The organism is Segatella copri (assembly GCF_003465495.1).
In the GTDB taxonomy this organism is placed as follows: Bacteria; Bacteroidota; Bacteroidia; order Bacteroidales; family Bacteroidaceae; genus Prevotella; species Prevotella copri_G.
Genome location: NZ_QSAV01000010.1, coordinates 30,506 through 42,629 on the forward strand (window position 1 = coordinate 30,506; position 12,124 = coordinate 42,629).

General features: G+C 45.2%; 7 protein-coding genes. 2 read left to right on the forward strand and 5 right to left on the reverse strand.

The genetic code is table 11. The features are described 5' to 3' along the window. Window positions 1–45: 45 nt before the first annotated feature. The 3 genes from infC to thrS all read right to left on the reverse strand — a co-directional run bounded on the left by infC (window position 46) and on the right by thrS (window position 3,623). Window positions 46–732, reverse strand: a complete 687-nt coding sequence (infC, locus tag DWV53_RS04325; RefSeq protein WP_117692814.1) for a translation initiation factor IF-3 — start codon at window positions 730–732, stop codon at window positions 46–48. A gap of 329 nt (window positions 733–1,061) precedes the next feature. Beyond that, a complete protein-coding gene (locus DWV53_RS04330; protein ID WP_117586280.1) occupies window positions 1,062–1,451 on the reverse strand; it encodes a GxxExxY protein in 390 nt (129 codons plus the stop codon). Window positions 1,452–1,670: 219 nt separating this feature from the next. Beyond that, a complete protein-coding gene (thrS, locus tag DWV53_RS04335) occupies window positions 1,671–3,623 on the reverse strand; it encodes a threonine--tRNA ligase (protein ID WP_117692812.1) in 1,953 nt (650 codons plus the stop codon). Between the two features lie 285 nt (window positions 3,624–3,908). Between thrS and DWV53_RS04340 the strand changes: the two genes are divergently transcribed. After that, the gene (locus tag DWV53_RS04340; protein ID WP_117586279.1) at window positions 3,909–4,940 is read left to right on the forward strand and encodes an asparaginase; all 1,032 of its coding nucleotides are present in this window, start codon (window positions 3,909–3,911) and stop codon (window positions 4,938–4,940) included. A gap of 674 nt (window positions 4,941–5,614) precedes the next feature. Here DWV53_RS04340 and DWV53_RS04345 read toward each other — a convergent pair. Further along, on the reverse strand, window positions 5,615–7,192 hold the full coding sequence (locus DWV53_RS04345) for a DUF4301 family protein (protein ID WP_118151869.1): 1,578 nt from the start codon (window positions 7,190–7,192) through the stop codon (window positions 5,615–5,617). 674 nt (window positions 7,193–7,866) lie between these two features. Here DWV53_RS04345 and DWV53_RS04350 point away from each other — a divergent pair. Continuing rightward, window positions 7,867–10,086 carry a RelA/SpoT family protein gene (locus DWV53_RS04350; protein WP_118151871.1) on the forward strand — a complete coding sequence of 740 codons (2,220 nt, stop codon included), beginning with the start codon at window positions 7,867–7,869 and terminating at the stop codon, window positions 10,084–10,086. Between the two features lie 48 nt (window positions 10,087–10,134). On the opposite strand, the gene DWV53_RS04355 is transcribed toward DWV53_RS04350, so the two are convergent. After that, complete coding sequence (locus DWV53_RS04355) at window positions 10,135–12,099, reverse strand: tetratricopeptide repeat protein (protein ID WP_118151873.1); 1,965 nt, start codon at window positions 12,097–12,099, stop codon at window positions 10,135–10,137. Window positions 12,100–12,124: the final 25 nt, after the last annotated feature.

Below are 12,124 nucleotides of genomic sequence, written 5' to 3' on the forward strand. Positions count from 1 at the left end.
TAGCGATGGCAACGCATATACCAGGGCGTTACGCATCTTTTTTTCTTAATCCTCTGTTCCTTCTGCGAGTTTCTTCAGGGCATCGCCGCCTTTAGCATTGGCGAGCAAGCCATTCTTCTCAGCATTAGCAGCGCGCTCTGCATCTGCAGCAGCCTTAGCTTCAGCCTCTCGCTTCTCACGGTCCATCTTCTGCTGGCTCTTCTTAGCAGTACCAGCCTTCTTAGGACTCATGTAGAGGAACATCTTCTTACCTTCAAGCTTTGGCATCTGCTCCACCTTTCCGTACTCTTCCAAATCATTGGCGAAACGGAGAAGAAGAACCTCACCCTGCTCCTTGAAGAGAATTGAGCGACCACGGAAGAAAACGTATGCACGAACCTTGTTACCCTCGTTGAGGAACTCCATAGCGTGCTTGAGCTTGAACTGATAGTCGTGCTCATCGGTCTGAGGTCCGAAACGGATTTCCTTGGTCTCCACCTTTACCTGCTTCTGCTTCATTTCCTTTGCATGCTTCTTCTGCTGGTAAAGGAATTTAGAATAGTCAACTATACGGCAAACGGGTGGTTGCGCATTAGGAGATATCTCGACTAAGTCAAGTTCTTGCTGACGGGCCAACTCCAACGCCTTACGTGCTGGCATCACTTCTGCTCCACCATCACTCACTACTCTCACGTCGCGTGCACGAATCTGTTCGTTTACGCGGTACTGATTTTTCATTTTGTCATTTTTCATTAACTATTCGATATATTCTTTTTTGTCTTTTTGATTAAACGGCTGCAAAGTTACGATTATTTTGTGAAACTACCAAATTTTCAGTGGGTTATTTTCATTTTTGCCCGCAGATTCTTTGTTTTTCTAATGGATTTAATGTTTTAACCCCACAGATTGATATATTTAATCCCGCAAATTGATATATTTAATCCCGCAAATTGATATATTTTAGTCCCACAGATTTCACAGATTAACACAGATCTTTATGATAAAGAAACTAAATCTGTAAAAATCTGTGAAATCTGTGGGACTTAAGAAAACAATAAATCAGTGGGGACTAAGAAAAGCTTTCAATCCATGGGAGTATATCCATTGACTTTACGGAAGATTGATTTTCGTATATCTGTGGTGGAAAAATTGACCAATATTCCAAGATGCTTCTTCGCCACACGCAAATACGTAAGCAATTGCTTATGAAAGACATCTTTCATTTCTGCCACAGACTTCAGTTCGACTATGACTTTATCTTCTACAAGAATATCCAGACGGAAATCTACAGGCAAAACCTTACCATCATACATGACATCCAACTTTACCTGATTCTCTACCCTAAGTCCATCTTTGCGCAACTGATAGCACAGAGCTGCTTCATAAACCGACTCAAGTAAACCTGGTCCCAATTCATTATAAACCTTATAAATAGCTCCAATGATCTTATAAGATATCTCATTTTCTGTCATAACCAAACGATTTTAAAATCCTCCTTAACAAAAAAATCTCCCACAGACGTCACAGTTGTTACAGATATTCAACAGAACACACAAAAATCTGTGTTAATCTGTGAAATCTGCGGGACTAAACCCTCAACACAAAAAATCTGTGGGACAGAGCCCTCAACAGAAAAAATCTGTGTTAATCTGTGAAATCTGCGGGAGATTAGAAAATATCAATCTGCGGGATTACTCCTCAGCTGCCTTCAATTGCTCTGCAACCTCGGCATTGATGCGCTGAGCGAACTCTTCCATGCTCATGGTAGCCTGTTCGCCACCACCCTGCTTACGCATAGATACCAAGCCCTCGGCACTCTCCTTCTCACCAACGATGACCATGTAAGGAACACGCTTCAACTCGTTGTCACGAATCTTGCGGCCAATCTTCTCGTTACGGTCATCAACCAAAGCACGAACACCCTGCTTGTCAAGATACTGACGTACCTTCTGAGCATAATCGTTGAACTTCTCAGAGATAGGAAGAATTGCAACCTGGTCTGGAGTCAACCACAATGGGAAGTGACCGGCTGTATGCTCGATGAGAACGGCTGTGAATCGCTCCAGTGAACCGAATGGTGCACGGTGAATCATCACAGGAGTCTTCTTAGAGTTATCCTCGGCTGTATACTCCAGCTTGAAGCGCTCTGGCAAGTTGTAATCCACCTGGATGGTACCCAACTGCCAACGACGGCCGATGGCATCCTTTACCATGAAGTCGAGCTTAGGACCATAGAAGGCAGCCTCGCCAATCTCCTCACGAGTCTCAAGACCCTTCTCCTTGCAAGCCTCGCGGATAGCATTCTCGCTCTCTTCCCAAATCTCATCAGAACCGATATACTTCTCTGTATCCTTAGGGTCGCGGAGAGAAATCTGTGCCTCGTAGTTCTCGAAACCGAAGATCTTGAATACCTTCAAGATTACGTCGATTACGTTCTCGAACTCTGACTTCACCTGCTCTGAACGGACGAAGATATGGGCATCATCCTGTGTAAAGGTACGAACACGAGTAAGACCGTGGAGCTCACCGCTCTTCTCATAGCGGAACACAGTACCGAACTCTGCAATACGCAAAGGAAGATCCTTGTAAGAACGAGGCTTACGAGCGTAGACCTCGCAGTGGTGAGGACAGTTCATTGGCTTGAGCATATACTCCTCATCCTCCTCAGGAGTCTGGATAGGCTGGAATGCATCCTTGCCATAGTGAGCATAGTGACCAGATGTCACATAGAGACTCTTGCCACCGATACCTGGGCAGATAACCTCCTGATAGTTGTAAGGCTTCAGGAGAGAACGGAGCAACTCCTGCAGACGCAGACGGAGCTGTGTACCCTTTGGCAACCAGATAGGAAGACCCTTTCCTACACGCTCTGAGAACATGAAGAGTTCCATCTCCTTACCGATCTTACGGTGGTCACGCTTCTTAGCTTCTTCGAGAATTACCAAGTACTCGTCGAGCATCTTCTTCTTAGGGAAGCTGATACCGTAGATACGGGTCATCTGCTCGCGCTTGGCATCACCGCGCCAGAAAGCACCAGCCACACTTGTAATCTTCACAGCCTTGATAAGACCAGTGTTCATCAAGTGAGGACCACGGCAAAGATCGGTGAAATTGCCCTGGGTATATGTGGTGATGGTACCATCCTCCAAGTCCTGCTCAATATGCTCGCACTTGTAAGTCTGACCATCAGCCTTGAACTCAGCGAGAGCATCAGCCTTAGCCACCTCCTTGCGAACCACAGGTTCGTTCTTCTTGGCAAGTTCCATCATCTTAGCCTCAATCTTGGCGAAATCATTCTCTGAGATCACCTGACCCTCGGCTGGCATCACGTCGTAGAAGAAACCACTCTCTACGGCTGGACCGAAACCGAACTGGATGCCTGGGTAAAGCTCCTGAAGAGCCTCAGCCAACAAGTGGGCAGATGTATGCCAGAATGTGTGCTTACCCTGCTCATCCTCAAACTTGTAGAGTTCTACATTTGCATCCTCATTGATAGGACGGTTCAACTCTACTGTCTCACCATTAACACCGCAAGATACAACGTTGCGAGCGAGAGCCGGTGAGATGCTCTCGGCGATTTGTAAGCCAGTTACGCCCTGTTCATACTCACGAACAGATCCGTCTGGGAATGTGATTTTTACCATAACAACTTAGTATTTTTATTAAATCGTCTGCAAAAGTACGATTTCTTTTTGTAACAAGCGAATAAAAATGCATTTATTTTGCTAAACTTTGCTAATACCTCTTTACATTAAGGGCTTTTAAGACCGAAAATGCTGAGATATTGAAGTTTTCATCTGCTTTTCTACCAATATTTCGTAACACTTTGTAAAATTCAGATACATTTTTAGCCAATAAGTTTTGGAGAAACAAATATTTTCATTATCTTTGCATCCGATAACGTGACAAAATGTAAAGAAACATAGAAAATGGCAAAACCAAAGATTCTCATCATCTATACCGGTGGTACCATCGGTATGGGAAAGGACCCGATGACAGGTGTACTGGAACCTCTTGATTTCAATCACCTCGTTTCTTCCATGCCCGAATTCAAGCTCATTCAGGCAGAAATCGATGTGCGAAAATTCGACCCACCTATCGATTCCAGCGACATGGATCCAATGCGCTGGGCAGAAATCGTAAGCATGATATCCAACAACTACAACGACTATGACGGATTCGTAATCCTTCATGGCACTGATACTATGGCTTACACTTCGTCTGCCCTATCTTTCATGCTTGAGAATCTGACCAAGCCTGTAATATTGACAGGTAGCCAGCTGCCTATCGGTGAATTGCGAACCGACGGCAAGGAGAATCTGATGACAGCTATAGAGATTGCTTCTGCCAAGAATGCTGAAGGACGCCCTATGGTGCCCGAGGTATGCATCTTTTTCAACGGCAAGCTGATTCGCGGTAACCGTGCCATCAAGATCAATGCCGAGGGATTTCATGCTTTCGAATCATTCAACTACCCTCACCTCTGCGATGTAGGAATCAATTTCCAATATCACGACCATCACATTCTTACGCCGGATTACAGAAAGCCAATGGTTCCACACCTGAAGCTCGATCCGAACGTCATCGTGTTCAGTCTCTTCCCGGGTATCCAGGATAACATTGTGCGCCACGTGATGGAGTCACCAGACCTCCGCGGCATCGTGATGCGTACTTTCGGTTCAGGCAATGCTCCTCACACGCCATGGATCATGCGTCTTCTGGATCAGGCTGCCCATCGCGGAGTAAACATCGTGAATATCAGCCAATGTCTTACGGGCAGTGTAGAGATGGAACGCTACGGAGCCGGCTTCCAGTTGAAAGCAGCTCATGTAATAAGCGGATACGATTCTACGGTAGAGGCTATGGTCACCAAGATGATGTATCTGCAGGGAAGATATGCAGATAACAAAAAGGTAAGAGAAAAACTGACAGAATCTCTGGCGGGCGAAATCTCTATATAGTATAAGGTGAAATCTTCATCCATATAATGAAGCAATAAAGTAAATGACAAACTTGCGATAGTGTACACGATTAAGCTACAGATTGATAGTCTGTCATTTACTCGCTCATTATGAGGTATTTAGCGAAAACAAACAAAAATATTCTACTAAAACTGAATAGTATTGCAGGAAATATGCAGGAAACTTTTAAAGAAGGTTAAATATCGACAGATTTTTAGCCAAAAAACTTGTTGCATATCATTTTTTGTGTAACTTTGCAGCGTAGAAAAAAAAGTAAAAGATCAGTATCCTTATTAGATACCAATCCGTAATATAAATTAATAAATCAACAAAACCTACAAATTATGAACATTAACAAGGTAAAGGAGTATGGTGAGTTCGTAGAAATTGCGGCTCCTGTAGAAAGAACAACAGCTGAAGAGTATCCAACAGTATTAGGCGGAGAAATTTGGTACAACTAAGAACTTCCTGCTAAGGATTCCTATCCTTTGTATCAGATAGTTTTCCTTTAGCAGAACAGAAGCAAAAGGCTATTTTTATTTGATTCAAAACATCTTATAATTTTTAGCAGACACATTATTAGCTCAATGATAAAGGCTCAATCCTCGAATAAAATCGGGAACTGAGCCTTTATTGTGTTTATATCTTACCATCGAGATATACGGAATCGGATATTAGTGCTTACCACAGCAGCCGCCCTCTCCGTGATGATGCTCGTGCTTGATGCCGCCCTCTACAGCCTGATGCTGGTCGCGGAGCAGATCGTTCACGGTCTTCACTGGGTTGAATGTACCGAGAGGAACCTCTACGAATACTGTATTCCAGTCACTCATCGCACCATTCCAGAGACCTGGCAACTCGAGTGCCTTCAAATCCTTACCATTCTTACTCTTGCTAGAGATGAAACCGGTAGATGGATCAACGAACTTAGGAAGATCGAAGGCATTGCCCTGGTAATCCTTGGTAGCACAGACGAGGTCTACTGGATTGAAGTGAGTACCCTCGGTAAACATCTTCATATACTCCTCGTTATTCTTGTCAATCTGAGAGCTCTCCAAAATCTGAAGACTTACGGTACCATCCTGGTTATAAGTAAGGAATGGACCACCACCAGGCTCGCCTACGTTCTTAACAACACCGCAGACACGCATAGGACGGTTCAACTTCTTACGCAGATAGATAACCAGTTCGGCATCCTCCAGCTCCTTGATATCAGCCTTGCGGCAGCAGAGGTCGCGCTGAACGAAGCGGATAATCTCCTCCAGCTTCTCATGGTTGTACTGACCGGAATCTAAAACCTTCAGATAATTGAAAGCCTGCTTCTGCAGAGTAACCAATACACCTGCAATCACCTGCTTCCAGGTAACAGTCTCAGCCTTCAGGCGATCAGGAACCACATTGTCAATATTCTTGATGAATACCACATCAGCATCAATCTCGTTGAGGTTCTCGATGAGTGCGCCATGACCGCCCGGACGGAACAGCAAAGAGCCATCCTCGTTACGGAAAGGAGTATTGTCTGGATTGGCAGCGATGGTATCGGTGCTAGGCTTTTGCTCTGAGAATGAGATGTTATACTTGATGCCGTAACGCTGTGCATACTTATCTACCTTCTCGGCTACCATCTGCTTGAAGAGTTCCAGGTGGTCGTGAGAAACGGTGAAATGAACGTTTGCCTCGCCGTTGCTGCTTGCATAGAGCGCAGCCTCAACCAGGTGCTCCTCCATTGGAGTGCGAACCTCGTCCTCATACTCGTGGAACTGGAGCAATCCCTTAGGCAACTGTCCGTAGTTCAATCCCTCTGGCTTGAGGAGATTAGCCACAACAGCCTTGTAATCGCCATTCTTGATAAGGCACATGATACCCTTCTCGTTGTTTACATGGCACTTATCACAGAGTGCCTTGCGGAAAGCAAACTTCTTGATATTCTCGAAGAATTGTTTTTCGAAGTCAGTAGTAGGAACATCGTATGGAGCATCGAGGAATGCAAACATGTTCTTGAACATGCGGCTTGCCGCACCTGAAGCAGGTACGAACTTCACAATCTTGTGACCCTCAGCCTTGTAGTCGTTCCACGCCTTCTCGTAGTCCTCTACTTCCTGAGTTGTAGGAGCCATGATACCCTTACCGATGGCAGCCGCACCCTCGAGTTTGAGGAATGGGAAGCCATTCTTGATTTGTTCCAACTGGTGTTCAATCTGCTGCTCGGAGATACCGCGAGCAGAGATTTGGTTTAGATCTTGCTGATTCATAATACCATATTTATGTTAAATTTACACTATATGTGCTACAAAGATAATAGTTTTTTCTGATAATCAGAAATATTTCCGCTTTTTTTTGTACCTTTGCATTGAAAATTTAACGAAGTAGGCGTTTTTTAACGCCGAATCGCCATTGTTTGTCAAATTTAAAATAGAATATTGCGACATGGTTAGTAAATTATCAAAAGAGCACGACAGAAGGTCGGGGCTATCACATTACCTCTATGGGGTATCTACATTATTTTTAAGTGGTGTAGGAATTGGCGGTTTATCGCCATTAGTAACAAACCAAGAATTGAACATATACAATTTACTTTGTTTGTTCATTGGAACGCTATCTGCAATTATCATTGCATATTGCGCTAATAGAATTATGAAGTATAACGATAAATAATATTATTATGGATGGATTAATGTTTATTTTTTCGCTGGGGCTAATTATTAGCAGCAGCTTTGCCATCTGGCTCAACACAAAATCAGGTCAGAAGTGGATAGACAGTTTATAACATATAATATAAGTATTATGGAAGGATTTGCTTTAGTAATGTGTATAGGAGCTGTTATTGGTATGAGTTTAGCCATTTGGAGCTACACCAAATCTGGTCAGAAATGGATAGACGAGTTATAACAACTCAATAATATATCATCAGCAGGAGGGAACGACAATGAACGAAACACCTTTTAAATTCACATCCGAAGAAAAAGAGCAGACACTCCAGATACTGGAGCGCCTGAGAACCGCCGTGGGCGATACATTCAAGCCAGGCGATGAGCAGCATCTGCGTGAAGACATACAGCATGCCTTCATCAACCATCAGATTAAGCGCAATGTCTTCGGAATGAACCCAATACTCGCTGCCCTGCAAACCGCAGAAATCGCAGTAAACGAGATAGGTCTGAAACGAGATGGCATCATCGCCATCCTGATGCAGACCAGCGTCATCGATGGCTATCAGACCATCGAAGAGATACAGAAGAAATACGGAGATAGCGTAGCCCACATTATCAGTGGTCTGCTTCGCATCCACGATTTATATAAGCGCAACCCTATCATAGAGAGCGAAAACTTCAGGAATCTGCTTATCTCATTCTCTGAGGATATGCGCGTCATCCTCATCATGATTGCCGACCGCGTGAATGTGATGAGACAGATACGCGATACCAAACAGGAAGAGGCAAAACATGAAGTAAGCGAAGAGGCAAGCTACCTCTATGCCCCACTCGCCCACAAACTGGGACTCTACAAACTGAAGAGCGAACTGGAAGACCTCAGTCTGAAGTATCTCGAGCACGATGCCTACTATATGATAAAGGACAAGCTGAACGCCACCAAGGCTTCGCGCGATGCCTATATCGCCCGCTTCATCCAGCCAATTCAGGAGAAGCTCGATGCTGCCGGTCTGAAATATCATATGAAGGGCCGCACCAAGAGTATCCACTCTATCTGGCAGAAGATGAAAAAGCAGAAGTGCGCCTTCGAGGGTGTATACGATCTCTTTGCCATCCGTATTATCCTCGATGCACCAAGAGAGAAAGAGTATATGCAGTGCTGGCAGACCTTTGCCCTCATCACCGACATGTATCAGCCAAACCCAAAGCGTATGCGCGACTGGCTCAGCGTGCCTAAGAGCAACGGTTATGAAAGTCTGCATACCACCGTACTGGGTCCTGAAAACAAATGGGTAGAGGTACAGATCAGAACCGAGCGCATGGACGATATTGCAGAACACGGACTCGCTGCCCACTGGCGCTACAAGGGTATAAAGCAGGGAGAAGGCGGTATTGACGAATGGCTTGCCAATATCCGTGCTGCCCTGGAAAACAACGATGATCTGCAGCTGATGGACCAGTTTACCACCGACCTGAAGGAAGACGAAGTATACGTGTTCACTCCAAAGGGCGACCTGCTGAACTTCCAGAAGGGAGCTACGGTACTCGACTTTGCCTACTATATCCACTCCCGCATCGGCAATACCTGTGTGGGCGGAAAGATTAACGGAAGAGCCGTCACCTTCCGACAGGAACTCCATTCGGGAGATCAGGTAGAAATCCTCACACAGAGCAACCAGAAGCCACGCCGCGAATGGCTCAACATCGTGCAGACATCCAAGGCTAAAGCCAAGATTCGTCTAGCGCTGAAGGAAACCCAGAAGAAGGACGGCCTCTATGCCAAGGAACTTCTGGAGCGCCGATTCAAGAACAGGAAACTGGAAATTGATGAGAGCATCATGGCGCGCATCATCAAGAAAATGGGATATAAGGAGAACTCAGACTTCTATAAGGATGTAGCCGAGGAGAAACTCGACGTGAACAGCGTCATCGAGAGATACATAGAGGAGCGCGACCACGACCTGAACCTCGCCAATACCAACAAGCCTGCAGAAAGTGCAGAGAATTTCGAGTTTGAGAATCCTACCGAGGAACTGATGAAGCAGAGCGATGACGTGCTGGTTATCGATGAGCACCTCAAGGGCATCGATTTCGAACTGGCTCATTGCTGCCACCCTATCTACGGCGACCCAATCTTCGGATTCGTTACCATCAGCAAGGGTATCAAGGTACATCGCATGGATTGTCCTAACGCCAAGGAACTGCGCCGCCGTTTCGGTTACCGCATCGTAAAGGCTAAATGGAGCGGCAAGGGAACATCCAAGTATGCCATAACGCTCCGCATCATCGGAAACGACGATATCGGTATCGTGAGCAACATCACCAACATCATTTCCAAGGAAGACAAACTCATCATGCGAGGCATCAACATCTCTTCCAAGGATGGTCTCTTCTCTGGCAATGTTACCGTAATGATTGATGATGCTGGCAAGACCGATGCACTCATCAAGAAACTGAGCGCCGTGAAGGGCGTTAAGCAGGTAACGAGAATATAAAACCGGAATACATAAAAAAATCCCGCAGAGAAAATCTGCGGGATTTTTTTATTTCGACTTATTCAAGCGCTTGATCACAGAATAGGCATCATACAAACCAAGTTCTCCTGCCTTTGAAAGATCCTGGATGGCAGTCTGCTTATTGCCACTCTTGGCTCGTGCTATACCTCTATTATAATAAGCCTCTGCAAGGCGGTTATCAATTCTCAAGGCAATGGTATAATCATCTATTGCCTTTGAAAGTTCGTTTCTGCCTGCATGAAGATTACCTCTATTATAATAGATGTAAGCATTGTTACTGTTCTGGCGGATGGCATCACTGAAATCAGCCTCGGCAGAATGGATGTTCAGAACACCCTTGCCCTCAGCCTTGTTAAATTCATCCATCTCAGCCTGGCAGACAGCACGCTGCCAGTAAGCCAAAGAATTCTTGTCATCGAGCGAGATATAATAGGTGAAATCACTGATGGCAGCCTCAAAATCACGAAGTACACTATGAGCGATGGCCCTGCGCATCAGGAGACGTTTTTTGGTTTCATTATCGCTCGCCACACTCAACTCTGCCGAAAGTTTATCAATCATCGAGAATATCTTCATAGAACCATTCTCATCGAGTTGCTCCTTACTGCAAACGATATAAACCTTGTCTGCCTTGGTATGCTGATTGAGCGCATCAACCTCCTTGTCATAAGCCTGAACTCCATTTACATTCTGATTGTTTGGGAAATAAGAGAGCTGATACATCGGCAGGAAGGCGGTTTCTACCTGACGGTTCTGAACCTTACCACGATACTCGCTCTTATAGTTGTGTTCATACTTCGGTTCGTCATCTACTACCAGCGAAGCAAACTTATTCGGGTCAACCTCAGAACGCTTACGCATCTCCTTCTTGGTCTTTGCGCTCCATCTCGGCTGGATTCCGATATGCTTGTTCATCTGCGCCTTGAAGATACGGAATTCATCCATCTCTGCCTTAGCTGTCATGCCCAGGCGTCGGTAACAGCTGGCACGGTTAGACAAACCGGTCCAGAAGTTAGGGAACTGGTTGATAACCATAGTATAATCCCTGATGGCTGCTCTCAGATTACCGGTCTTGTCATGCAATAGAGCTCGGTTGAAGATAGCCATGAAGTTCTGGGGTTCCATCTTGATAATGAAGTCGAAATCGGTGATAGCACGGTTATCATCACCCAACTGTACACGCATCAGTCCTCTATTATAATGAGCCAGGAAATTGTTCGGATCCAGATCAAGGGCATTGTCATAATCGCTCATCGCCCCTCTGAGGTTATTCAGATTGATACGCGCCAAAGCACGGTTAATGTAACTGTTGACATTGTTAGGTTTGAAATGCAGACTCTTGGTCAGCGCCTCATCAGCCGTTTTCCATTCCTTTCTAGCCAGCGCCATATAGGCACGCGTAGTCCAGGCATCCCCATCATACGGATTGAGCTGCAGACTCTTGTCTAGCCATTTCTCAGCCTGCACGGTATCTTTCTGATGCAGATACACTTCAGCCTTGAGCGAATAAGCATTCGACCAGTCTTTCCATTTTTCCACGATGGTATCCAGTTCCTGCTGCGCCGCCTCATACTTTTTGTTTTCCATCTGGCAGATAGCCCGGTTGAACCAGTAATTTCGGTTGCGCGGTTCTAGTCTGATAGCCTCATTATAGTCAGCTATCGCATCATCAAACCTGTTTTGTCTGATGCGACAGATGGCTCTCAAGTCATAAATATCATTGATATAGGGATTGAGATGCAACGCCTCGGTGGCATCACTTTCGGCACCCGTAAAGTCATCCAGATTAAATTTTGCCACACTGCGGTAATACCAAGGCTCATACAGATAAGGCTTGGCACCGATAGCCAGATTAAAATACTTGATTGAAAGGACGAAATCCTCATAATACAATGCACTCCGACCGGCCGTAACAAGTCGGTCTACACGATATTGGGCAGAAGTCGACATGGTGCCCATTACCATAAAAAGAACTAAGAGAATCTTCTTCATCTGTTCGTAACTCTCTGAAATAAAA